The organism is Profundicola chukchiensis, from assembly GCF_029664245.1.
In the GTDB taxonomy this organism is placed as follows: Bacteria; Bacteroidota; Bacteroidia; order Flavobacteriales; family Weeksellaceae; genus Profundicola; species Profundicola chukchiensis.
Window position 1 is genome coordinate 257,818 of sequence record NZ_JANAIE010000004.1, and the last position, 24,988, is coordinate 282,805.

Annotated in this window: 20 protein-coding genes, 1 tRNA gene and 1 pseudogene; 20 read left to right on the forward strand and 2 right to left on the reverse strand. The window is 30.7% G+C overall.

What is annotated here, in order from left to right:
- The first annotated feature begins 5 nt into the window (after positions 1-5).
- The 17 genes and pseudogenes from NLM59_RS07470 to NLM59_RS07545 all read left to right on the forward strand — a co-directional run bounded on the left by NLM59_RS07470 (position 6) and on the right by NLM59_RS07545 (position 18,540).
- Positions 6-2,780: a virulence factor SrfC family protein gene (locus NLM59_RS07470; protein WP_304417138.1), complete on the forward strand. Its 2,775-nt coding sequence runs from the start codon at positions 6-8 to the stop codon at positions 2,778-2,780.
- 5 nt (positions 2,781-2,785) lie between these two features.
- The gene (locus tag NLM59_RS07475; RefSeq protein WP_304417139.1) at positions 2,786-3,505 is read left to right on the forward strand and encodes a hypothetical protein; all 720 of its coding nucleotides are present in this window, start codon (positions 2,786-2,788) and stop codon (positions 3,503-3,505) included.
- Between the two features lie 11 nt (positions 3,506-3,516).
- The gene (locus NLM59_RS07480) at positions 3,517-4,053 is read left to right on the forward strand and encodes a hypothetical protein (RefSeq protein WP_304417140.1); all 537 of its coding nucleotides are present in this window, start codon (positions 3,517-3,519) and stop codon (positions 4,051-4,053) included.
- Positions 4,050-5,447 (forward strand): S8 family peptidase, encoded by a 1,398-nt coding sequence (locus tag NLM59_RS07485; RefSeq protein WP_304417141.1) that lies wholly within the window; start codon positions 4,050-4,052, stop codon positions 5,445-5,447. The genes NLM59_RS07480 and NLM59_RS07485 overlap by 4 nt, the downstream gene beginning before the upstream one ends.
- Before the next feature lies 1 nt (position 5,448).
- Positions 5,449-6,414, forward strand: coding sequence for a hypothetical protein (locus NLM59_RS07490; RefSeq protein ID WP_304417142.1), 966 nt, complete (start codon positions 5,449-5,451; stop codon positions 6,412-6,414).
- Positions 6,415-6,424: 10 nt separating this feature from the next.
- Complete coding sequence (locus tag NLM59_RS07495; protein ID WP_304417143.1) at positions 6,425-7,681, forward strand: hypothetical protein; 1,257 nt, start codon at positions 6,425-6,427, stop codon at positions 7,679-7,681.
- 84 nt (positions 7,682-7,765) lie between these two features.
- Positions 7,766-9,262, forward strand: a complete 1,497-nt coding sequence (locus NLM59_RS07500) for a hypothetical protein (protein WP_304417144.1) — start codon at positions 7,766-7,768, stop codon at positions 9,260-9,262.
- Between the two features lie 10 nt (positions 9,263-9,272).
- Positions 9,273-9,974 carry a hypothetical protein gene (locus tag NLM59_RS07505; RefSeq protein ID WP_304417145.1) on the forward strand — a complete coding sequence of 234 codons (702 nt, stop codon included), beginning with the start codon at positions 9,273-9,275 and terminating at the stop codon, positions 9,972-9,974.
- A 10-nt stretch (positions 9,975-9,984) separates the two neighbouring features.
- Entirely contained in the window at positions 9,985-10,989 is a 1,005-nt protein-coding gene (locus NLM59_RS07510) for a hypothetical protein (RefSeq protein WP_304417146.1), read from the forward strand.
- Positions 10,990-11,063: 74 nt separating this feature from the next.
- Positions 11,064-11,825: a hypothetical protein gene (locus NLM59_RS07515; RefSeq protein ID WP_304417147.1), complete on the forward strand. Its 762-nt coding sequence runs from the start codon at positions 11,064-11,066 to the stop codon at positions 11,823-11,825.
- Positions 11,826-11,897: 72 nt separating this feature from the next.
- Positions 11,898-13,580 (forward strand): hypothetical protein, encoded by a 1,683-nt coding sequence (locus NLM59_RS07520; RefSeq protein ID WP_304417148.1) that lies wholly within the window; start codon positions 11,898-11,900, stop codon positions 13,578-13,580.
- 254 nt (positions 13,581-13,834) lie between these two features.
- A complete protein-coding gene (locus tag NLM59_RS07525) occupies positions 13,835-14,446 on the forward strand; it encodes an SH3 domain-containing protein (RefSeq protein ID WP_304417149.1) in 612 nt (203 codons plus the stop codon).
- On the forward strand, positions 14,443-15,333 hold the full coding sequence (locus NLM59_RS07530; protein WP_304417150.1) for a M15 family metallopeptidase: 891 nt from the start codon (positions 14,443-14,445) through the stop codon (positions 15,331-15,333). The genes NLM59_RS07525 and NLM59_RS07530 overlap by 4 nt, the downstream gene beginning before the upstream one ends.
- 81 nt (positions 15,334-15,414) lie before the next feature.
- Positions 15,415-16,431 (forward strand): hypothetical protein, encoded by a 1,017-nt coding sequence (locus tag NLM59_RS07535; RefSeq protein WP_304417151.1) that lies wholly within the window; start codon positions 15,415-15,417, stop codon positions 16,429-16,431.
- A 20-nt stretch (positions 16,432-16,451) separates the two neighbouring features.
- Positions 16,452-16,538: pseudogene (locus NLM59_RS11875) on the forward strand (SHOCT domain-containing protein); the annotation flags it as partial.
- Positions 16,539-16,547: 9 nt separating this feature from the next.
- Entirely contained in the window at positions 16,548-17,417 is an 870-nt protein-coding gene (locus NLM59_RS07540; protein ID WP_304417152.1) for a hypothetical protein, read from the forward strand.
- 19 nt (positions 17,418-17,436) lie between these two features.
- Positions 17,437-18,540 (forward strand): hypothetical protein, encoded by a 1,104-nt coding sequence (locus tag NLM59_RS07545; RefSeq protein WP_304417153.1) that lies wholly within the window; start codon positions 17,437-17,439, stop codon positions 18,538-18,540.
- 169 nt (positions 18,541-18,709) lie between these two features.
- Here NLM59_RS07545 and NLM59_RS07550 read toward each other — a convergent pair whose 3' ends face one another.
- Complete coding sequence (locus NLM59_RS07550; protein WP_304417154.1) at positions 18,710-19,174, reverse strand: glucosaminidase domain-containing protein; 465 nt, start codon at positions 19,172-19,174, stop codon at positions 18,710-18,712.
- Positions 19,175-19,440: 266 nt separating this feature from the next.
- On the opposite strand from NLM59_RS07550, the gene NLM59_RS07555 reads away from it, so the two are divergent.
- The 3 genes from NLM59_RS07555 to NLM59_RS07565 all read left to right on the forward strand — a co-directional run bounded on the left by NLM59_RS07555 (position 19,441) and on the right by NLM59_RS07565 (position 23,886).
- Positions 19,441-20,847: an SGNH/GDSL hydrolase family protein gene (locus NLM59_RS07555; protein ID WP_304417155.1), complete on the forward strand. Its 1,407-nt coding sequence runs from the start codon at positions 19,441-19,443 to the stop codon at positions 20,845-20,847.
- On the forward strand, positions 20,848-22,509 hold the full coding sequence (locus NLM59_RS07560) for an MBOAT family O-acyltransferase (RefSeq protein WP_304417156.1): 1,662 nt from the start codon (positions 20,848-20,850) through the stop codon (positions 22,507-22,509). It begins immediately after the preceding gene.
- 69 nt (positions 22,510-22,578) lie between these two features.
- The gene (locus NLM59_RS07565) at positions 22,579-23,886 is read left to right on the forward strand and encodes a GDSL-type esterase/lipase family protein (RefSeq protein ID WP_304417157.1); all 1,308 of its coding nucleotides are present in this window, start codon (positions 22,579-22,581) and stop codon (positions 23,884-23,886) included.
- Positions 23,887-23,997: 111 nt separating this feature from the next.
- On the opposite strand, the gene NLM59_RS07570 is transcribed toward NLM59_RS07565, so the two are convergent.
- Positions 23,998-24,081 (reverse strand) — tRNA-Leu (locus NLM59_RS07570).
- Between the last annotated feature and the right edge of the window lie 907 nt (positions 24,082-24,988).

The following is a 24,988-nucleotide window of genomic DNA, read 5'->3' on the forward strand; positions in this document are numbered from 1 at the left end:
AGAGTATGAATCATTATACTGAAAATCAGATAAACGAAATCAAATCTTATATTGATGATAAGTCTAACCTAATTCAGCAAACTATTGATTGGGTAGATTTAAACTTGAAGTATGAGGATAGGAGTGATTTGTTACTCAAATTAAAAGGTGCAAACAATACTTTAAAGAAAATCTCAACAAATATCCATAGCAAACCAGTTATGGCTGTTTTTGGGGCGAGTCAAGTGGGTAAGTCCTATTTAATCAAAAGTTTATTAAGTTCTGAAAGTGAACCCTTCTTAATTAAATATGGTGATAAAAGTTTTGACTTTTTAAAAGATATTAACCCTCCTGGTACTGGCGCTGAAAGTACAGGAATTGTTACAAGGTTTAGTATAGATAATGTTGTCAAGTTTCAGGATTTTCCGATTAAGGTAAAGTTACTGAGCCCTAAAGACATCTTAATTATTATTTTGGATGCTTATTTCTTGGATCTGAAAGAGATTACTTCTTTTATCAATAGAAATGATATAGAAGTTCACATAAAGAAACTAGAATTAGCTAAAGATGAATTCAAACAGAATGTGCTTTCGGAGTATGATGTTTTAGAAATTAAAAGCTATTTCGAGAATCACTTATCTAAGCATAGCATTATTTTCGAAGGGTTGAATGAAACTCGATTTTTTGAAAGAATAGCTAGAATTATAGGCTATTTTGATAAGGATATGTGGGTGCAAATCTTTGGGATTTTATGGAATAAAAACGAAGATCTAACTCAACTTTTTAATCGATTAATAAATCATTTACACCAAGTTAATTATGCTAAAACAGGATTTCTACCTATAGAAAGCGTTTTGCGTGGGCATGGTGAAATATTAGATGTAAAGAATTTACTGAATCTGAATGCTGATAGTGCTTATATCACATTTAAAGCTGATAACGGAGAAGAATGTCAGATTAACAAGACTTATTTATCTGCCTTGATTTCTGAGTTGATTTTTACCATTCCAGAAGAGCTAAAGAATAAAAAGGAATTCCTTGAAAACTCAGATTTATTAGATTTTCCTGGTGCTAGAACAAGATTAGGAATTGAAGCTAATAGTATTCATAAGAATATATCTCAAATGCTATTGAGAGGTAAGGTTTCTTACTTATTTAATAAGTATACAGATGACTTTAGTATAAATAATTTATTATTCTGTATTAACGACAAGCAGTTGGAGATTAATGAGTTATCCTACTTGTTGTTTAACTGGATATCTAGAAATATTGGGAAATCGGTTGAGGAAAGAACTTATTCATTAGCAGATGTAGAGATTCCACCATTGTTTGTCATTTTCACCTTCTTCAATAATCAATTGAGGTATGATACGACTAATGATGAAGGCTTTTTGACGAATTCTGAAGTTTTAAATAATAAATGGCAAACGAGGTTCATTAGATTCTTTGAAAATGAAATCGTGACTAATGCTAGGAACTGGCATAAGAAGTGGAGTTTATCTTCTGGTAGTTTTAAGAACTTTTATTTACTCCGAGATTATAAATACTCTGATGATACTTATGCTGGTTTTGAGAATGAAGGAAGAGAGCTGAAAATTAGAGACGAAAGAGTTAGTTTTTTACAGGCTCTTAAGGAATCATTTACAAACTTTGGTTTTGTCAAGGTACATTTTAGAAATCCGCAAAAATCTTGGGATGAGGCTACTGAGTTAAATAAAGACGGATCTAATTTGATCATTGAAAATTTAGCTAAAGTTTCGAACAATAAGGCTAAAATCAATCATTATCTCAATTTATTGAATTCTACAATTGAGGAGTTAAAGTTAGACTTGGTGAAATTTATCCATACAGATGATATCACTGAATTGCGTAAGAAAAACATGAATGCTGTTACACAGTTTCAGTTACAATTCACCATGGCGCTTACCAAAGATTTTAATTTGTTCAATAAATTTATAGACATACTTTCCATTCAACCGGTAGATATTTTCAACTTATTGAATGAAAATATGGTAGTGGATGTAGGTCAAGTTGATGAAGTAAAAGAAAATTCTACAGCGCAACTTTTAATGATTACATATCCAGAGTTAGAAAATGCACAATCTCAAGAAGAAGTTTACGATATTTTAAAATCTAGATTGTGGTTAAGTTCTAATGAAGAGGTAGAAACTCACTTAGATTCAATGGAGGTTAAGGTTACAGATTTATTTAAAAGTAGAGCTAATACTAAAACAAAATCTGAAATCTATACAGAATTGGTCTTAGATCACTGGGAAGACTATATAGATGATCTTGATAATTTTGAAGTTCTTATTCAAAATGGTGTAAATCAGTCGAATATTGAGTTTGTTTTAAATCATTTTAAAACCATTTTACAAAAGCGTAATATTTCTAATAAACTTGTGAAAATCTTAAATGAAGTTGTATCTGAAATAGATGTGAATAGAGGACAAGAAGAGTTCTTAGCTGAGACATTTGCGCTTATTATAAATGATGTTGTATATAACCTAGATTTAAACTTCATAACTGAAGATGAGAAGCAAGAGATTAGAAAAATGACTTCAGACAGAATTGGCTCTAGTTTCGAGTATAAACATCCTGTTGATGATCAGACTATAGCAGCTTTATTTAATAATGAAAATTTAGATGTTAGAACTTTAGCCATGGAGAAGTATAAGCGCTGGATGGACTTTTTGAGAATCTCATTCATTATCAATAGTGGTTTTGTGAACTATAATGAAAAAGCTAATGATGAATTAAAGAGTCTAACTCAAAAATATCAAATCTATAATCCAAACTGATTGTTATGAAATTATTTTATCATATTTCTACTGAAAGTTACGCACCTATATCTCATGACAACAGTTATTTATTCAATCATTATGATAGGGTTAATAACTTCATCAAGACTAAACTAGACGCTAAGTATAGAAATGTTTTAGCTAAACCAGTACAAAGAAATTATAATATTGAGTGGTTCTCTCCTTATGATGGATTGCAAAAACATGATGCTGTTGAAGGAGAATTTGCATTACGTGAGTATTGGAAGTTTAAAAAGACTTTGGACAGCTTTATCCAAAATTTAAACGTAGCCCAAGATAAAGATGCTCAAAATTGGGCAGATTTATTAAATAAAGTATTTAATGCAGAAGACAACATCATCTTTACGAATGGAAAGGAGATAAGTCTCATATGGGGATGGAAGTTTGAAGAAAATAATAATTATACTCCTCAAATTTTAGAACCAGAACCGTTTGTAGAAGAACCTATTGAGGTTGAGGAAATAGAAGAGCCAATCTCTATACCTGAACCAATTGAAGAAAAATTCGAGCCTGAGCCTAAAGAGGAAGAGTTAGACTTATTCTTAGTAGAGGAAGTACCAGTTGAAGATGAACCAGTTGAAGAAGAGAAGGGGTTTTTAGAGTTTTTAAAAGAGTTTGCAGCTAATTATTGGTGGTTATTAATCGTCTTACTTAGTCTTATTGCGCTGATATTCATATATTATTTAATAGTATCATATTCCTAAAACCCAATTAAATGAGAAGTAACTTTTTTTATAGAAACTGGTGGCTGTTTTATCTCCTAATGTTTGTGCTTTTGGGAGTGTTGATTTATGCCTTATTGTGGGGTAGGAATTTAGATAATAATGCTATTCAAAATAGAAATTTAATAGGTCAAAACAAGGATTTAATTCAGAGGTTAAATGATGCTGATAGACTAAATCAAAATTTAATCAATGCATTAGAAGAATGTCAGAATAACCAAACAACTGATATTGTTCAATGTAATGCAGAGGTGAATTCTGGAGGACATGGGTTTACATCGACTAAACATGATTTAGGAAATAGATCTGGGATGGTTGTTATAAGTTATCATGCACAAACAATTCCCGATAAATTTGAGGTGATTTATAATGGACAAAAAGTAGCCTCAACCAACGACTTTGTATCTGGTCAGGGCCAATTATCATTTAGATATGAGGCAGGCCAGGGTAAACCTAACTTTTGTATAGTTCAAGTAACCGGACCAGACGAATCTACTGCTTGGGATTATGTAGTTAATTGCCCTCAATGAGAAAGTTTCCCTTAACATATTATTTTATACTAGGCTTAATTTTTTTACTAGCCATAGCACTTTGGGTATTCATGTTTTGGAATTCTAATCATGGGGCAAATCAACAATATGATTATGATCAAAATAACCCTATTAGTAGAATTGGTAATAATCCAATTATTCCCATAGGAGGAGGAAATAATACAGGAAATAATACAGGAAATATTCCCCCTAATTTAATTGGTTATAGACCTATTCAGAACCCAAACTTAATAGATGATGACGAGAGTAAAAGACAAATAGTTTCTGATTTGGTGAATGTTGCAATAAAAGATTCCGTGAATAGAATTGAAGATTTTATTCAAAGTTTTAATTCTACATACGACACCAATGATTATGTTATCAATTACGTAGATACATTAATTAATTATGCTCAAATTAAAGTACCTGAGGCGGAGCGAGTTAATTTTAAAACGGGTATAAAGTCAAAACTAGATCAGTTTAGTCTATTAGTTTGGGATGAAACAATTTTTAAATCAAACGCAACTAAGTCGACATTACAACCCAATTGGCATTTGGATAAAACTGGCATTTCTAGATTGAATTATGTGTTTCAACCTGATTCAGTGACCATAGCTATAATAGATAATGGCTTTGATTTATCTCATCCATCTTTCACTAGAAAGAACCCAAAAACATTTAATGCAACAGATGGTTCAAGTGATGTTTCACCGGGTCCAAAAAACCATGGAACTCATGTAGCTTCTATAGCATTAGGGAGTAATATAAACGATATAGAAGGGGTATGCCCTAGTTGTAATATTATGCCGATTAAAGTAGAGGATAATAATGGTATTTTGAGTTCTAATTATATTATTAAAGGAATTTTATATGCCATTAAAAACAAGGCGGATGTTATAAATCTGTCTTTAGGAGCTAGCATTGGGACTTCGAATATTCCAATTGCTTATCAAGAAAACTTTATAGGTAATGGCGCAAAGGATGAAGAAGCTTTTTGGAAAGAACTATTTGAATATGCTGAAAACAATAAGACTATTTGCGTTTTAGCCGCTGGTAATGATAATATATTAACAGGCTTTGATCCGTTTCAGAGATCAAAAGAAACTATAAAAGTTGGAGCGATTGATTCTAATGGACAAAAAGCAAGTTTTTCAAACTTTGGAAAGAATACTACGATTTATGCTCCTGGAGTAGAGATTTTTGGAGCTAAACCCAATCGTCAATTTGAGCCACAAAGTGGTACAAGTATGGCAGCTCCCATAGTTTCGGGATTTGTTGGACTTCTTAAAAGTGTTGATAAAAATCGAGACTTCGATCAAATAAATAAATTACTAATTAAAAACTCAGAAATACAAAATGGGTTAAGAGTGTTAACCTACAAAACATTGAATTAATATGAAACAAGAAAACTTTTTATTTGTTGACATTGTGTCGGCAATCTTTTTATTGCTTTTAATGGTCGGGAATTTATTTGGCCTATTATATATTACAGACGGCAACTTCCCGGTAAGTGTTTTAATAAGTTTGTTTATAGTTGTATGCTACTACTTTGTGATACAGTTATTAAAACGAAATAAAGAAAAAATGGTGAATAAATCATTTATGGTGCCTGAAACCTTATTTTTCTTTGTGTTCATAATCTTTGGCTTGGCGAGTTTATTTTTCTTGACTCATTTTATTAATGTTGAAATGAATGCGAAAGATAAAATTATAGCTGATACCGATGCTAAAATTCAAGAGTTAATTAATTTACCAGAAGCGTATAAAGAAGTTGCAGAGAATGAAGTTTTAGAATTCGACGGAGACTTATCTAGCAAGCTACAGGCTTATAAAAGCAATCCAACAAATGAACTAAAGAGCACTTTGCTTTCGACTCCATATTCTATAGATTCGCTGGTGTTAAATACGCCAAGTTATATTAATGTAAGAGAGGTTACTGATTCTAGATTAGAGCATTTAAACTACCAGATAAATCAGAACTATAAGGAACTTGATGAGTCTATAGTCTTTCCTGCTGAACAGTATCAAAATGTCTTTTTAAACTGGCAAAGAATGAATGTCGTTTCTTCATATGAGGGACTAAACTCATTTATAGAAAGAAGCTACGCTTCGGTAAATGAAAAATTAGATGAGTTGCCTAGAGATGTTGCACACTTTGAATATGAAGAAGGCATGGATACATTACCATTGAATGATCCTATTGCTTTAAATGAAATGTACAAACCTGACTATATCATTCCTAGTGTTAGTGTTGTTTTATTGCATCTTTTCATATTAATACCATTCTTTACGCATAGGGTTAGAAAATATAATAAAACGAATAGAGAAAAAGGCGAAATTAAAGGTGGACATAGAATCTAAAAAAATTGAAATGGAAAAACATGTAAAGGAGCAAGTTCTTAGAAATTGTAATTTATTACCTATAAGTTCACTAGACAAAATAGTGGCTGAAGGTCATGTAACAATAGAAGAGTTTAAAAATTATAATCTAGAAATTTCTAAAGTCAATGAACTTTTAGAATTAGAAGCAAAAAGAAATGGAACATTTATTCCAGAAGAAGTAGTTGAAGAAGAAGATTTCTTTGTGCCTAACCATATAGACCAACCTAAATCTTCGGCTGCTAATAAACAGGATTTGCTAAATAAAATTCTTGAAGAAACCATAGATGCAGATGATATAAAAGATCTACTAATATCTAATGTATTAAGCTTTGATGATTTATTAGAGGGTGGAATTAATCCAAGAATTGTAAATTCTTTAAGGCATTTTATTCAACCTGCATTAGTAAAGACCTATACAGTTGATAAGTTACCTATCATGGAAGAAGGTCGTACTGACTTGTTTTTTATTGGGGTTCCCGCCGCTGGTAAATCTACTATGTTAGCAGGTATGATGAAATATGTTCATCAAGAAGGTATTATGATACCAGATTCTTATAATAATGCGGGGAATGTTTATAGTGAATACCTTATAAGTGGTATCAACAAAGGATTATTACCAAGAGGTACTGTAGCTGGATCTTATAATTACATTGCAGCATCGATTAAGGATAAGGGAGGAAAGTCCCATCCATTTAATATAGTGGAAGTGGCCGGTGAAAATTATATTAAAATTTTTAATGATGGTCTGCAATCACAGGAAGTAAAGGGATTTGTTGATTATATTAAAAATAGAAATAAGAAGATTTTAATATTTGTAATTGATTCCTTAGCTCACCATACTCAAATGGAAACATTCACTGATAACGTTGATCAGAGTATTGCATACTCAAACATTATTAGCATGTTTAAAGATTCAGGTGTATTAAAAAACGTGGATGCTATTTATTTAGTAGCTAATAAATTCGATGCCATAATGAATACCAAATATTTTGGTAGTGCTGAAAAGGAAAGCGACTTAGCTGTACAATTTTTAAATGAGGAATTTAAAAGTTTAATCAATATTTGTAAAGACGCTAGAGATAATAGTAAACATAAATTTGAAATTAAGGTCTTTCCATTTTCTATTGGATCCGTTAGTTATGATAAAATTTTAACTCACTTCGAACCTAAGTATTCTGAGGTTATTGTTAGCAATGTTCTAGAAGATAGCTTTGTCGTAAAAGGAGGGAAATTTTGGAAATTTTAAAATTTAATAAAAAGTAGTAAAATGAGTAATATCGCGATAATAATTCAGAGAACGTATAATGGTTTGTCGACTGAATATTCTACAATGCCTAAGAATCAATTATCAAACTTCAGTTCAGTATTAATTGATGAGCGTACAGATTCAGCGCAAATTGCTCCGAATGGAGTCTATTATTCTGTCATGAATTACAATAACATAAAAGTATATTCTTTTATCAATGCATCTATTAAAGACGTAAGTAAGCGTGATGGTTTTTATGCCGTTCGTTTACTTGTTGGAGCTAGCTCTAATATTAAGAATGTAGAAAATGTATTAAATAAAATAGCTCAGAGATATCATAATTCAATTCAGACCAATAGTCAAGCTATTCAAGACTATAAAGATATTTTGGCTGAAGCTCAGGTAGAGACTAATAAAATAATTAAGTCAAGAGAATTAAGTAGCTCAGACAAATACTATTTTCTAAAAGATGCAGGTCAAAGTGTAAGTGAGTTATTGAATTCTAAAGCTGCTAGCTATGTCAACCTACTTTATATCTTTAAAAATGGAGAGGCTATACCAAACGCAATCTCTCATTTTAACTTTCAGCCAGCACAGCAATTAGAAACTCGTTTAAATATAATTTCTGTTGATAACTCATCGGCTCATTTAAGTAAAATATTGATCAATAATCAGGAGGTTAGTGGAAGTCTTGGTGAGCAAATTAAATTACTCGTTCACCAAAATGATGAAATAATATCTATAAATAAGGATAATGAAAGAACATTACACAGTCCAAATCACTCTCATATAAAAATAGCGGGTCCTCGGTTAAGAGATATACCTGAATCTAGAAGTAATAATCAAAGAAATATGGAAGACTTCAGTCCAAGGTCATTTATGTTAGGAGCAGGATTAGTTTTATTATTAGCTGCTCTATCGCTTGGTGGCTTGTATTTTTTAAAGTACAAACCATTGCAAAAAGAGATTAAAGAAAAGCAAAACGAAATTTCCAATTTAGATGAAGTCAAAAAGGAATTAGAAAATTATGAAAAAGCTGATGCATTAGGTATAATAAAAGACGAACAGGGTAATAAATATGCTATTGTTAATGGGGTTGTGTTAAAAGGGAATGTTAATGGTAAATATGAATACATTCTGACAAATAAATTTTATGCTATAGATGAAAATACTATAACTAAAGTATCTAAAGATAACAAGATTAAAAAAATTGAAAAGGAATTTGGGTTTGATTTAATTAAATCATCTAATAATCAAGTCAATACTGATAGTGGTTCAAGTAATAAAGAAAATGATTCTAACCCTAGTGGAAATTCAGGTAATAATAGCACTCAAACATCTGGAAAAGATTCTAACGATGGATCTGAAAATAGAAAAACTAACGGAAGTAATTTGCATAACAATGCAAAAAGTTCTAGTAATACAGGAAGTGGACCTAAAAGTAGTAAGGAAAAATCTGGAGGTGAGACAGGTGGTTCAAAGGATGGTGCAACCGATAAAAATACATCTACATCAGATGGTGACAACTCTAATAACAATAAAGACATGTTAGAAGAGGCAGGGGATATAATGGATAAATAATTAAATTACAATGAACAATCAAAATAGAATATATTATATAGTAGGAGGAACTATTGCTGTAGGTTTATTATTAGCTTTCCTAGTATTTGCCTTTTCCGGAGGATTAGATTCCCCAGTTACCAAACTTCCAAGTAGGGTGGATTCTTCTTCCTCTACAATAAGTCATCATGTTGTTATTGAGAAAAAAATCGATTCTTTATCACAACATAATGTGACACCAACTAAGTATACGACGTTGAAATCCGAAATATCTTCTGGTCTCAATGCTGGAATGTACCCTAACAGTATTAAAACTAATTTAGATAATAGATTAGCAGATGCGTATTCAAAAGCAGTGATAGCTAAGATAAATAATGAGTTAAGTAAAAATCCAATTAATCAAAATGAAGTTGAAATTTATTTAACTCATTTAAATACTATTGGATTAGCAAATAATGAAGTTTTAAATTTTAGAAGAATATTAAAAGAATATAATTATTGGACAGTAAGCGTTCCATCTAAAGTTGAAACATTTGTGAAAAAATCGTTTGCAAATTATAACTCTGATCAATATTTAAGTTTGAAAAACGAACTTGAAGGGAGTAGCAATATATCCCCAATTATTTTATCCCATCCAGCAGTTAAATCTTCTAGGAAATCTTCTCTTGCAAGGTTGCAAAAATATTACAATGATTATGTTCAATATCAAATGGCTATGTCAGGCTTCGATTAAAATTTAAAAAATGAAAAAACTTATAACTTTAATTTTCATTAGCTATCAGTTAGTTAATTTAAATGCCCAATCTGTAGAAAATACATCAAATCAAAATAATAAGGAATCTAAGCCTATTGCTAACGAGGAACTTAAAATTAACGAGAATATAAATTCTATCGATGAATATAAATACATTATAAAGAATATTAATGATGCGTTATTATATACTTTATTTTCAAACAAATACTTAAAAGATCCTGATTTTCACAAAGCATCTTTAGCTAAAGAGGATTTAACAAAATCAATGAATAATTACAATGCCATTTTACATTGTATAGTAATTGATAAAGATCAGTCAGAAAAAGATAGACTTATTGCTCAAAAAGCCTTTAAGTTTAATGTTGTTCACACAAAATTTTTTAAGCTCAATCAAGAATATAAAGAGTTTTTTGACAATAAATATACGCTCTCCACAGCCGAAGACTATATTCAAAAATTAGAAAGTTTGGATTTACAGGATTTTTCAGGCTTATCCAATGATAGAGATAAATTGATAAAGAATATTTTAAAATATAAAGAAGAATCTTGCCAATTAAAAAAAGAGTTAGATAAATTAAAAATCTTTGCTAAAGATGATAACAATGCCCTTCGTTCCAAATATCTTGAGATTGAGAAAAAGTATCAATTTCCATATTTAAAAACTGTTGTTAGGAACATGAGTAATAACTTATCTAGTTATACAGCCGATTCTTTAGAAGACAACTGCGCTGTAGCGGAAAAAGAACAAAGCACAAAAGCTGAAGAAGCTGCAAATAACGAAAAGGATACTCCAACATCAGTGGTAGAGGAATCTCAAGAAGTGGTTAAAGAGAATACAAATGAAGCTTCTAAAGAGGAAACTAAAAATGAAGTAAAAGAGGATAAAAATAAAAAGAAAAATTCAAAAAAAGGAAAGGTAAAAGAGGAAGGTGAGGATAAAAAGAAGGACACTAATCCTACTCAGGAACAAGAAAATGGTTTAACAATAGATTAATTATGTTAAAAAAAACAACACTTTTAGTTCTGCTTTTTTTTTCTATCCATCTTCAGTCCCAAACTAAAACTGATATGGCTTTAATGAATGCTGCTAAAAGTATTAAAGCCAATGATAATGTATCTGCTTTAAAACTCCTTAACGATGCAGATAAGAATGATTACAGGGTTAACTTCTTTAAGATAATAGCGGGTAATAACTTGGTAGAAAAGGGTTTATATGATGTAGATAAAATCCAAGATTTATATAGTTTGGCCAGCGCTTATATCATTAAATATCCTAAGAATAATACGAATTATACCAGCCAGGTTAGACAGATTCGAAATAGTCTCGAGGAGAAGCTTTTAGGAAGTACAGATTATCAGAAATCTGTACAGCCGAAAAAAACTAGTAGTGATACTGTAAAGGAGGATACTACAGTTAATATTGTAGCAGAAGACGACCCTAGAGTTGTAACATCTTTAACTTATAAGAGTGTTGAATTCGAAGAATTGCAAGAGGAGTATAAATATTTTTTTAGAAGTAAATATACCGAAAGAGAAGCCAGGATTTATAAATACAAGCTAAAACAATTAAATATTGAAGGCTTAGAAGTGTACGAGAATCAGCGAGATAAAATTCTAGAGGATATTGATAAATTTAAAAATCAATCATGTGAATTGAAGGAGTATTTAGATAGGATTAAGAATGTCGGAAATGAAAACAACTCGAGTCTCTCTGCCGTATATGAAAAATTAGAAGATGAATATGACTTCCCATATCTCAAGTTTATTATAAAAAAGATGAGCACAGATGTTAGAACTTATACGTCTAAATCTTTAGATTCATGTAATTAACTCATTAACAATTGCTTTAACTACAAATCTTTAGTTGTAAAAATATTTAGAACTATCAACACATTAAATAATATGAAAAACTTTTTATTACTAATTTTTATTTTTATTTCCCTTGGTTTGAAAGGACAAACAAAAACCGATATTGCAGTAATGGAGGCAGCGAAAAATATTAAAAGTGGGAATTATGAATCGGCTTTATCACTTTTAAAGAATGCTAACCAAACAGATTATAGAGTTCAATATTTTCAAATATTAGCTACTGAAAAAGTCTATGAAATTTATGGAATTGAGGATTTTGAAGAAATTCATAGCCTAAGAATAAAACTTAAAAACTATTTGAATTTATATAGGTCTAAAAATGAGAATTATTCAAATGACCTTATGATGATTTTAGATAGACTCAATAGTGCTCAACCCGCCCAATCTTATGAAGAATATTTGGCAATCAAAGAGGAGCAGGAAAGGCAAAAGCGACTGAAATTGAAGACTCAAAAACTTAATGAGTTAAAAAACAATTTTCAAGATGGTAATTACAATTTAATTTTACAGGAAATTTCTAGCTTAAGAAGAGACGATTTAATAGATGATTATCACTTAGATTATTATCAAGCTAATTCGGTTTATAAGCTGCTTGAGAATAGGACTAATTTGAGTTTTAATGATATAGAAAATTCAAGAAAGATATTCAGATCCTATTTGACAAATTACTCATCCAAAGATATAAATTACACAAATCAGATTAAAGATAATTTAAACATTTTAAATACTAACTATCCTGCTACAATAGATGAATTCACGGCTTATAAGCAAGACATGGAAAGAAAGAGGATAGAGCAAGAGTTAAAAGATAAGATGGCAAGAATTGAAAATGCATATGAAAAAGCTAATTATTATCAATTGGACTTAATGTTATCAGAATTTCCAGAAGGAACTAAATATCAAAAAGATGTTTTATTTTATCGTACTATGTATGATTATTGGGAGTTTAATCAAAAAAGCTATAAGAGTTTTAACGATATATCCACTATTCGACATTTAGTAGAGAATAGAATAAATAATAAAGAATTAAAGAATAGTAAACATTATGGGGAGTTATTAAGAGTTAGTAACATCTTAAAAAATAATTATCCAAAAGATATTAAAGCCTTTAAGGAATTAGAAGAAAAGAAACGCCAAGCAACTTTAGCAAGACTAAAAGCAGAAGAGAAACAGCGAATTGAAAGAGAGAAGAGAGAAGAAGCTCAAAGGCGAAAAGCAAAAAGGCAACGAAAATTTAATCGAGGATATACTGCATTAGGTTTTGAAGGTGGCACTATAGCTAAATATGGGTTAAGGTTTGAGTTGAATGGTTATAGAGATTTAGGCTTCTTTATAAATGCAAGGACTAATTTAATGGACTTGACAGAATTAGAAAATACTGAAGAGTTTGTCGACAATAAAAATGAAGCAGTATTAGGTATGAGTGTGAATCTAACTAAATGGTTTATATTAAATATTGGTGGAGGTTATGGATTCTATAAATTTAAAAATGGTCAGGATCATTATGCCTCATATAAATATGTTGATTCATACTATAACGAAAACTCTTATTCTAATGTATTGATAGATGAAGAGTACTATACAGGGTATGGAGGGGTGACTGTTAGATTAGGTAATCGCTTTAATTTAATCGGTGGAGTTTCTATAATGAACTTTATGGATGACTTTCAAGTTGACCCTGAATTTACATATGGTTTAACAATTAACCTGAAATAGGAAGTTTGATTTACATAAAAAGTTGTCATTCATTTTATAATGAATGACAACTTTTTTTTGTAATTACTTGAAAATGATTTTTATATACCAATTTGAAGATGTCCTAAATTGGACAACTTTGGACTTTTTTATTAATAAAGTATTTAATTACTTTGATTTTTAAGATTATATAAACATTCAAATACAATAATTTATAAACAGCAATTACTTTTTTGGAAAAATTTCTAAAAAGCTAATGTTTTAAATATATTCATATGAGAAGAATATTTTATTCAGGTTTAATTCTAACTTCAATTTTGTTTATAGGTTGTGATAAAGATAATAAAGCAAAAGAATTAGAATTAAAAGAGAGGGAATTAGAACTTAAGGAAAAGGAATTAAAAATTGCAGAAAAAGCTGAAAAGCAAGCTCAAAAAGCTGAATCGAACTCAGAAGCAGATTTTGCTACAAAAAAGACCATTGAAAAGGAAAATAACTATGGAGTGATTACTGGAAACAAAGTTATTATTAGGTCTAATCATACAACTAAATCCAATAATATGGGTAATTATGTTAAAGGAGAAAGAGTTGAGATTTTAGATGAATATTATCCAGCAAATAACACCGAGGCAATAGCAAAAAAGCAAATTTATTTATATAATGATTATGGTAGGTTTCTTTATACTTTGGTTCCTGGTAAAGCCGTAGAGATTCTAGAAGAAACCCATGGTGAATATTGGGTTAGTTTTGATCATCCTGAATATGGTAAATTGACAGCTACAGTTAATGGGAGTGATTTAGATTTTATTTCAGGAGATAAGTGGTACAAGGTGAGAAGAAATAACGGACAAACAGGTTGGGTGTTTTCTAAATTTTTAAAACGATGAAAAAAATAATATATACGTGCTTAGTTGCATTCTTGATTTCTTGTGGATCTGAGAATAAAGAGTTATCAGAAAACAATCATGCTATTGAAGAAGAAATAGTCATTGAAAATGATATGGAACTGGAAAATGAAGATGAGATTATATTATCTTCTGAAAGACCAAGTGGATCTATAAACGAGGATGTCCAAATGGAGAGATCAGAAGGCACAGTTCGAAGTGGTAAAGGGGCAATAAATACCATCAACTTAGGTAATGTAGAAGATATAAATAAGTATCTGATAGGAAACCTAGAGTTTCATAATGATGATAAATTCGCCAAAATTCCATCAAATCTCTCTAGTAAATCAATTTATGTTAGAAAGGAGACCTTAAATGCTTTTCTAGAAATGGCTAAGCAAGCTGAAAAGGATGGTATTAAACTAACCGTAATTTCAGGAGCAAGAAACTTTAACCACCAAAAATCTATTTGGGAAAGAAAGTGGAATTCTTCAAATATTAAAGACCCGGTAGCTAGAGCTAAAGATATTTTGAGATATAGTTCTATGCCAATGACTTCTAGGCATCACTGGGGGACGGATATAGATATTAATAGTTTACAAAACAGCTATTTTGAATCTGGTAAAGGACTCAAAGAGTACAAATGGTTGGTAGAGAATGGGCCTAAATACGGATTCTGTCAAGTTTACACGGATAAAAAGGAAAAGAACCGTAAAGGTTATGAAATGGAAAAATGGCACTGGTCTTATATGCCTTTAGCTAGTCAACTTTTAAGTCAGTATAAAAAAGAATTAAGCTATGATCAAATTTCTGGATTTGAAGGTAGTGAAGTTGCTAAAGACTTGGATGTGATAAATGTTTATGTTGGTGGAATTGCTGATTGTAACTAGTAGAATCCAATAAGTGAATAACTGATCTCTGGAGAAGTAATAAAATGATAATATTAGTTTTAAAAAAATAAACAAATCAAAATGAAATATTTGTTATCGATATCGCTTGTCTTAAATTTATCTCTTTTAATGGGCCAAAGTAAAAAGGAATTAAGACAATCTATCAGTGATTTGAACATGCAAAAAACTGTTCTAGAGAGTCAAATAAACAAAAAAGATAGTTTAATTTCTAATATTAGTTTAAAATTAAAAACTACTGAAGAACAACTTGCTAAGGCAGAGCTAGATGTCCATAATTTGGGAGAGAGTTTTAGTGAAGCAACTTTAGAAAATATGAATTTAACTTCTGAGTTAAAGGAATTAAATAAGACAATTGAAAAGCTGAAATCTGGAAATACCTCTAAATTAGTTCACTTGGATTACAATAATCCAATAAATGGCTTTAATGTATCTATAATTTGGCGTCCAGAAATTAAGTTTGGAGAACACTTACAAGGTCCAGGTATAATTTCCTTTGAACATCCTGATAAAGAAAAAAACTTCTCTATAGCACATCAATATATTAGTATATTAGAAAAGGATGTGCCTTTCATTAAAGTAGACGAAAGTAGTGGAGTCGTTCAATTATTAGAGAATAAGGCGACCTTATCCTATGATAAAAGTTCCACATCAAAAAGCAATCCCTTCCTTATAGACGAAGTTCCATTTTTTTTCAAGAATATAGATTTTTCTAATTTCAACGATGAAGAATTAGTATTGTTAGAGGTAGGAAAAGGAACAAGATCACGAAATAGTTTTAAAGTCTTTGATCTAGAATATCAGCATCCTAAGGAATTAAAACATAGTCCATTTAACGAATTGCAGAGTTCTTCAGAAATCAATTATTCAAAGCGTACAATTTCAAACTATTTTGATATAGGATATTGTGCAAATGTTTATGAAGTCTATGGCTTTGAAAAAGTATCCGAATATTCCGAATTTTTACAACTACGTTTCATTATAAAAGAAGAAAGGGGGAATTATGGTAGATGCTATTGGAACACGTATAAAGTCGGAGATAGAAAGTTGACTTTTGTTAGAAAAAGTGTTTCTAATTAAATAGAAATATTCGAAATTAGATGGACAATAATATTCAAAAAATTAAAGAGCTTCACGAACTATATCAGAATGGTATTTTAAGTAAGGAAGACTTTGAGATAAAAAAAAGAGAATTATTGGATTTATCTCAAGAGGTACAGCACTCTGAAGTAGAATCTAAATCAGATGTATTATTTCCAGAAGAGGAGACCAGGGAGCAGTTAGTGAAGGACGACAATCATCATGATACTAGTACAAATAGTGCAATTAAAGATAAAAAGAAGGAAGATTTAAATAAAAGTTCTAATAATTCTTCGAATAAAAAGAGTTATATCGTTTTCGCAATAGGTGCGCTTTTTATTTTAGCCTATTGGTATTATGATTCATATATGAAACAGGTCGATATTGGCTCATCTGTAATTTTTAAAGTTTATGAAAACCATGACCAGGATATCGTTGCAGTACCAATAGCTCTGTATACAAATCAAAAAATATTCCTAGAACCTCCTTATACCATGGATGACGAGGCGACCTTTGAATTATCTAAATTACACGAAGGTCATGATTCTATGAATGCCCATAGTATTGCTGACACTCTAAGTAATGTGATTTCTAAGGCTGATTCTTTATATTTATTAGAAAATGGAAGGAGAATAGGTTCAATTGCGATAAAAGGAAAAACTTTATTTCATTTATCTGACCCTGGGTATATTTCAGCAAAGCTTGATGAAAAGCCTAAGTCTTCAATATTGACTGATAATCCTATCATAGGTACAAATCGAATTAAAGATATAGAGGATTTAGGAAAACCAGAATTGGAATCTAGAAAAGATGGAGAAGGAAACCTATTAGACGATACACTTATAGCACAAATAGATATTGATGGAGATGGGATTCCAGAATTAATCTATGAATGCTCTACATATGAGGGAAGCTTTTATAAAATATTCTCATATGCTAATGGAACTTGGTATATGATATATTCCGGAACCTACTTAGGATATTAAACAACTTGAATAAATACTTATGAACGACGAAATATTTACTGTTTTAAAAGAATTATTTTCTTTGCTTAATGCAGGAATAATTGATAATAAGGAATATGATCAGAAGAAATTAGAATTATTAAACTCATTTAATCAATTTGACATAGAGGACAAATCTGTTTTCTTAGACGAGTTAAATGGTTTATTAAATTCTGGGATTATAAATTCCAAGGACTTAGATGATCTTAAAAATAGATTAAATCTAGTAGAAGGTCAAGCAAAATTTAATGAGGAAAGTCTATTATTTGATAGTGGATTAACTAATGATAACGTACCTGAAGTTGAAGTTGATAGTGATCTTCAAGATTATGCTCCAAATGAAGGAAAAATTCGATGGAAAATCTTAGTTATTATAGCTTTATTAATTGGAGGATATTTTGTTTGGCAAAACTGGGATGAAATAAAATATTCAGAATTTTATCAGCGTATTGAAACTTTAGTGAATAATGATGATTCTGATCAGATGTATGTACCAGAGATTCCAATTTTCTCAGATGATACTCATTCAGCAATTGAAGAAATAGATTCATCTGAAACTCTATATACTGGAAATTCAAATTTTGATAATTTACTTAAAGTCGAATCCAAAAGAGCAATAGAAGAATTAAATCTAACGATTTCGCAATATGATCTTAGCGTTTTAATTTATGAACATTGCAAAGAATATTGGGCTTCAGATATTGAAGATGGCGGAATTGAGCACGTAACAATTGAAGTTATGAAACTAAATGAAGATTTGTTGCAAATTAATACATCCTGGGGAACAGCAAGCTCTAATAGATATTCCTTAATCAAGAATACCGATAACTATTATCATTTAATTGATGAAATGGAAGCTCTACAGCCAGTTTTCGCAAAGCTTTACAATATTGTTGGTACAACTAAGAGTTTCAATGGAGCCTATTTAGAAACTATAGATGGCAAATCATGGTTGGTTTTTGAGTTTTATATGCGCGAGGACGCTGCGTGTTGCCCAAGTATTAAAGTTGCTACAATAGGGCAATTAGATTCTTATAATAGATTTAAAACCGATGGGTTAATGTATTACAATCAAAAATATAGTCCTTATTGGGAGGTATTATAAATACTAACTCAATATATATCAGTTATATGAGAGTAACGGTTTCTAGTTTTATGTAAACTCAAAATATAAAATTTTAAAAATAAAATAGCCGCCTAAAATATAAGAAAGACGGCTATTTAATATTAAAGATTTAATTAATTCAAGTTAACTCAATTGACTAAAAGTATAATTATAAATTATGAAGATTAAATGTATCATAAATCAAATGCAATCTACGTTTCCATTCATCTGGTTGTGTGGAATATCCAGCAGATGCAATAGCTTTTACCCAAGTCGAAAAATCATCTGTACCTTTTAATCTCTTATAGTATTTTTTACGAGTGAGTAACTTACAAAACCCCTCGTAACTTGCTCTAACAGAACTGTATTGTTTATAGACGGATTTTCCACCAGTGTTGTTTTTACCAATGATTCCGAAGTGATTATTCAACATTTTAGAGTTTTTACTTGTACCACCACCGGTTTCCACAAAAGCAACGGCTAAAATTACAGAACTAGGTATTTCATATTGTTGTGATAATTCTTCTGCAATCGGTTTATACTTTTTGATGTACTTGTGATGTTGTGCAGTCGCAGTTCCTAAAGAAAGAACAAAAACTAAACTTACGATGACTAATTTAAATACTTTCAACATAACTTTTATTAGAAATAATATCGCAAAATTATGAATTATATAATAGAACTTGATTTTTTAACAAATAATAACAATTTCATGCGAGAATTAGGTAGAATTGACTATCTATTTTGTTAAAATAATTAACGATTTAACTAAATTTACCTCTACTTAATTTAGCTTTGGAATCACTAGGTAATCGTAATAGAATCATTGAGTTAACATAGTATTACAATTAAAATATTGAATTAAAAGCTGATTTAATTCCTTTTATAAAAATTAAAACATTGGAAGAGAACAAGAATAGAAATTATAAGGTTTTCGCATTGGTAGTTTATTGTTTTATAATTTACCTGATAGTTTCCTTAGTTGCTCAATATTATGGGACAAATTGGAAACCTTTGGCGAATGTAAATCTAGTTTCAGACATCTTTAGAGCAGAAGTGATGTCAGATTCTATTTTAATAAATAATCCAAATATTGAGAATGATGAAATAATGGCGGAATCTATTGTAATGGAAGAAAATGTAATAGAAGAAGTTATTGAAGAAGAGGTAGATGATTTCAATTTATATTTGGAACCCCACCTTATAACCGATTTCACGCGTAACTCTCAACAGCCTGCTATGCCTAATTTCATTAAGAAATTGGTAGAATTAAAAAATACCAAGAAAGGTAAAATTCGTATCGCTTATTTGGGAGATAGTATGATAGAAGGTGACTTGTTGACGATGACATTGAGAGAGTTGCTACAAGATGAGTTTGGGGGTGAAGGGGTTGGCTTTGTGCCAATTTACTCTAATATTGCTGGTTTCAGAACTACCGTTACGGCAAATTCAAGTGGTTGGAAAGATGATCATTTCATGAACAAATCTTCTAAAGGCTATTATATATCTGGACATGTTTTTACTGGAAATGGAAAGGCATCATTCAATGATAGAACTATAAAAAATAATCAAATACCAATTGAGAAATCAATTATCTATGGTAAGGTAGATAACGGTAAATTAAACCATAATGGGACTGAAAAAACATTGGATGGGGCAGAGGCAGTGAACAAGACAGTCTTAGCCAACGATACATCAACGCGTTTGTCAATAAGCTCTAAAACGGCAGAGATGCCTCTTTTTGGGGTGAGCTTTGAGTCGGAAGATGGTATTTTTATCGATAATTTTTCTTTTAGAGGATCTACTGGTTTTGAACTAGGCAAAGTAAATAGCCAAATATTAAATACGATTCAAAGTGTTAATAATTACGATTTGATTGTTTTACAATATGGTGTGAATCTATTATTTAGACCAAAAGATACCAATTACGACTACTATCAAACAGGAATGCAGCCTGTGATAGAAAAATTAAAAAAATCCTTTGAAGGTGCCGACTTTTTATTGGTGAGTAGTGCTGATCGTGCTTTTAGATATAACGGAGAGTTCAAAACTGCCATTGGTTTGCCTAATTTGATAAAATTACAAGCTACCATGGCTAAGGAAAATGATATGGCTTTTTATAATCAATTTGCAAGCATGGGTGGCGAAAATAGCATTGTGGATTGGGCCAGTCAAAAACCTTCTTTGGCCAATAAAGATCATGTACATCCTAACCATCGAGGAACAAGAATTTTAGCGAATAATTTGTTTAATGCTATTCTTGATGATTATAAAAAGTTTGATAACAATAAACTAGAAGAAAATTAAATGGAATCTATCTTAAAGCTATTTAACTCCTTTGACTGGGCGGCTTTCGGGCAACAATTTTTATATGATAGTAAAAATCCTCTTTTATTTAATAATGGGTTTTTCGTTTATTTCTTTTCTTTATTTATTGTTTTATTCTTTGCATTAAGACATCGCCACCAAGCACGTAGATATGTGTTTTGTCTTTTTTCACTTTACTTTTTTTATAAAGCAAGTGGGGCGTTTGTGGGATTGGTAATTATTTCTGCAATCGTAGATTTTTACTTATCCAATGCGATTTATAGGACCAAAACTAAGTCTAAGAAAACGGGTTTATTGGTGCTGAGTATTATATTTAATTTAGGAATGTTATTCTATTTTAAATATACCGACTTCTTTATAGAAATCTCCAATAATTGGTTAGAAACAGATTTTAACCCACTAAACCTCATCTTACCTATTGGTATTTCATTCTATACTTTTGAAAATTTAAGTTATACCATAGATGTTTATAGAGGAGATTTTAAACCCGCTAAAAAGTTCACGGATTATCTACTATTTCTTGCCTTCTTCCCTAAATTAATGATGGGACCTATTGTTAGAGCACATGATTTTGTTCCGCAAATTAATAAGCCTTATTTTGTAAGCGATAGAGATTTTGCAAAAGGTTTTTATTTAATCATAGCCGGACTTATTAAAAAGCTCATTATCTCAGACTTTATCACCCTTAATATGGTCGATTATGTTTTTGATAATCCAAATTTATATACAGGGCTAGAAAACTTATTTGCGGTTTACGGTTATGCCATGGTCATTTATTGTGATTTTAGCGGCTACAGTGATATTGCTATTGGTATAGCTTTATGGCTTGGTTTTCATATACCTGCAAACTTCCTTTCACCATATCAAAGTTCAAGCATTACAGAGTTCTGGAGACGTTGGCATATTTCATTATCAACTTGGTTAAAAGATTATCTCTATATTCCTTTAGGAGGTAACCGTAAATTCTCCATTTCATCCTTCATATTTGTTGGTTTATTCCTAGTAGGAGCTTTTTTTATGAGTAAGAACCTATTTGGTTTTTCTGATTTGGTAGCCTTAGGTATATCCATTGGTTTGCTCATATTGTTTTTAATTCCGGCGATAATTACCAAGAATCCAAAAGGAATTGCTGCGAATTTTAATTTATTGACAACCATGCTTTTAGGTGGTTTTTGGCATGGTGCGAGTTGGAATTTCATAATTTGGGGAGCTATTCATGGAATTGGTTTAGCGATACACAAAATTTGGATGTTGCTAACAGGTAAAGCATTAGGAAGCATAAACAATTCTATGCCTTATAAAATAGTAATGGGCTTGATCACCTTTCATTTCGTATGTTTTGGTTGGGTTTTCTTTAAGGCAGCTGATTTTGAAATCGCAGTTAATATGCTCCAGCAAATTTTCTTTAATTTTGATACGTCGGTGTTCTTGCCATTTTACGCAAACTACCAAAGCGTCATTTGGATGATTGCTTTAGCTATGGCACTTCATTTAATCCCAGATGATTTGATTGATAAGATTTTAGACAAACCCAAAAAGGTTTCCCTCGTTTATTATGTAACTGTATTTTTTGGTTTCTTGATTTTGTATGGATATTTTAAATCTTCGGAACAGGTGTTACCTATTTATTTGCAATTCTAAATTTAAAAATCCAACAATTTAAATCAGGGTATAAAACTTGAATACACCATTGAAATCTAAACATCGTTTATGAAAAATTCTTTTTATTTAATATTCCTATCCATGTTTGTCTCATTTCAAACTCATGCACAAATAATAAATGCAGAGAATCTATCACCATTTTTAGATAGACTGAAAGAGAATAATTCGGTTACGCAAATATTATTTATTGGAGATTCTCATATACAAGCGGGATGGTTTACGGATTATTTAAGAATTGAACTACAACAAAAGTTTGGCAATGCAGGAAGAGGACTGGTTTTCCCATATTCTATTGCTAATTCTAATGGATTAGATGATATCAAAACAGTAAGTAATACCACTTGGGAGAACTTTAGATTGGTTTATGATCAGGATGTATTTCCACAAATGGGCATCAGTGGATTTGTGATGGGAAATAAAGAACCTTCTTTAATTGAGTTTTCCTTGAAACCAGAAGAAGCTTTTGACAAAGTTGTCATTTTTCATGATCGTGAAATGGCCGATGATTCTTTCGAAGTTTGGGATACCTACAAAAGTTTAAAAGATTATATCAAAAAAGATAAGCAAGTAAAAACCATTCAAGTTCAAGAAGATGTTACTTTCCCAGAGTTAGCCTCTAATAGTTATACTACAACCACGCGACTATATCAGCTAAATAGATCGACACCATACAAAGCTGGTAATTCATATAAAACTGAGTTAACTAAAATAATATACAACACCGATTTTGAGCAAGGAGTAAACAAGATACTCAAATCTAAATTCGATCATGGGATCACCACTGTTGAACTACCAACGAAGCGCAATCAATTCTTGCTTCATACAGAAGGTTTTGGAAATAATGTTTTTTATGGATTTCAATTTTTAAATAATACTGACAAAGGAGTAGTTTTAAACACGGTAGGAGTGAATGGAGCTACCTACGCCGACTTTACTAAATATTCGCTTACACTAGAACAAATGAATGCCCTGAATGCAAACCTTGTGGTTATTGCACTAGGTACTAATGAATCCTTAAGTGATATTACTGAAGAAACTTTTAAAGCAGATGCAAGACAATTAATTGCTGGGTTTAAAGAAAAAGATGAGAAGCAACCTATTCTTTTGATATCACCAACTGACAATATAAAATCTGCTCAAAAAATAGCCTTAATTAATCAATGGATAGCTGAAATCGCTCAAGAAGAGAATGTTGCTTATTTGGATTTTTATAATGCAATGGGCGGACAAGGATATTTCAGAAAAGCACTGGCTAGAAAAGAAGCAAATCGTGACGGAGTACATTTTTTAAAGCCAGGTTATGAAAAGCAAGCTCAAAAGTTATATCAAGAACTAATCAAGCTTTTAGGAAATTAAGTTTAAATTCTTAAAGATTGTATTTAAGGAGCATTACGATTCATTCGATACGTATCTACCATATACCCATAGTATTAAACAAAAAAAAGCTGTTCTTTCAAACAGCTTTTGTACCCCAGGCGGGACTTGAACCCGCACGCTCTAATGAGCACAGGATTTTAAGTCCTGCGTGTCTACCAATTCCACCACCAGGGCATCTTTCCATTGATTTAACGAGGTAAAACCTTTTATAAAATCAATTTCTTAGAATTGAAGTTGCGAATATAATGTCCCATTTTAAATTACACAATTATTTTAGCTAAAGAATTCAGTATTAAAAATTGTTTTAGACATTCAATAAGACGTATGATTCTCATATGTAGTTGTTTAAATGTTAAAATAATTATTTATCTTAGAAGATATTTTTATTGATTTACTTAAAGTTTTTCTGAAGTTTAAAGGTCATTAAATTATTCTCAACACTAAATACAATAATTGATATGAAAAGGATTTTAATTTTTTCAATGCTAATCAAGCCAACTGAATCAGGTAGAAATAAAATAAAAGGAGTGGATCTAGAATCATTACCCAAGGAACTAAGGGATCAATTGCTCGTTCACTTGAAGAAAAGTGATCAAGGGTAGGGTATCTCAATTAAATATGTAATTATATTAATGACTGCCATAGGGCGGTCATTTTTTTTTATTATAGGTATCTTGATTTAGTTTCAGCCTATGTAGGCTAGATCCTAAGAAAGACTGATTGTATGATACTCGTTAATATTAAGATCGTTCGTTTTTATAATACAGCATAACCCAGAAAAGAGGAGGGAAATTTAACAAAGCTACCACTTGAATTAACAAAATATTAAAAGCTCTTGTTCGCAATTTATTTAATTGTTAAATTTATAAACTTATAATAAAAATAATTCACCCTAGGGAGTCTGTTCGGTTATTATAGGCGAAGCTAAAAAGACATAGGCACATAAATAAATGGATTAATATTTTGAAGGAAGGGAAAGACAATATTGGCTCATTGATCGAAGGTTGGTGCAAGAAAATAATAGTTTTTTCCCGCCGGCTTTTTCCCTTTGGTACAGTTAAGGAAGTCATCGTACATTGGA

Excerpts from the sequence above, each read along its gene's own strand:
- NLM59_RS07470 (WP_304417138.1), top strand. The coding sequence starts at position 6 with ATGAATCATTATACTGAAAATCAGATAAACGAAATCAAATCTTATATT.
- NLM59_RS07475 (WP_304417139.1), top strand. The coding sequence starts at position 2,786 with ATGAAATTATTTTATCATATTTCTACTGAAAGTTACGCACCTATATCT.
- NLM59_RS07480 (WP_304417140.1), top strand. The coding sequence starts at position 3,517 with ATGAGAAGTAACTTTTTTTATAGAAACTGGTGGCTGTTTTATCTCCTA.
- NLM59_RS07485 (WP_304417141.1), top strand. The coding sequence starts at position 4,050 with ATGAGAAAGTTTCCCTTAACATATTATTTTATACTAGGCTTAATTTTT.
- NLM59_RS07490 (WP_304417142.1), top strand. The coding sequence starts at position 5,449 with ATGAAACAAGAAAACTTTTTATTTGTTGACATTGTGTCGGCAATCTTT.
- NLM59_RS07495 (WP_304417143.1), top strand. The coding sequence starts at position 6,425 with ATGGAAAAACATGTAAAGGAGCAAGTTCTTAGAAATTGTAATTTATTA.
- NLM59_RS07500 (WP_304417144.1), top strand. The coding sequence starts at position 7,766 with ATGCCTAAGAATCAATTATCAAACTTCAGTTCAGTATTAATTGATGAG.
- NLM59_RS07505 (WP_304417145.1), top strand. The coding sequence starts at position 9,273 with ATGAACAATCAAAATAGAATATATTATATAGTAGGAGGAACTATTGCT.
- NLM59_RS07510 (WP_304417146.1), top strand. The coding sequence starts at position 9,985 with ATGAAAAAACTTATAACTTTAATTTTCATTAGCTATCAGTTAGTTAAT.
- NLM59_RS07515 (WP_304417147.1), top strand. The coding sequence starts at position 11,064 with ATGGCTTTAATGAATGCTGCTAAAAGTATTAAAGCCAATGATAATGTA.
- NLM59_RS07520 (WP_304417148.1), top strand. The coding sequence starts at position 11,898 with ATGAAAAACTTTTTATTACTAATTTTTATTTTTATTTCCCTTGGTTTG.
- NLM59_RS07525 (WP_304417149.1), top strand. The coding sequence starts at position 13,835 with ATGAGAAGAATATTTTATTCAGGTTTAATTCTAACTTCAATTTTGTTT.
- NLM59_RS07530 (WP_304417150.1), top strand. The coding sequence starts at position 14,443 with ATGAAAAAAATAATATATACGTGCTTAGTTGCATTCTTGATTTCTTGT.
- NLM59_RS07535 (WP_304417151.1), top strand. The coding sequence starts at position 15,415 with ATGAAATATTTGTTATCGATATCGCTTGTCTTAAATTTATCTCTTTTA.
- NLM59_RS07545 (WP_304417153.1), top strand. The coding sequence starts at position 17,437 with ATGAACGACGAAATATTTACTGTTTTAAAAGAATTATTTTCTTTGCTT.
- NLM59_RS07550 (WP_304417154.1), bottom strand. The coding sequence starts at position 19,174 with ATGTTGAAAGTATTTAAATTAGTCATCGTAAGTTTAGTTTTTGTTCTT.
- NLM59_RS07560 (WP_304417156.1), top strand. The coding sequence starts at position 20,848 with ATGGAATCTATCTTAAAGCTATTTAACTCCTTTGACTGGGCGGCTTTC.
- NLM59_RS07565 (WP_304417157.1), top strand. The coding sequence starts at position 22,579 with ATGAAAAATTCTTTTTATTTAATATTCCTATCCATGTTTGTCTCATTT.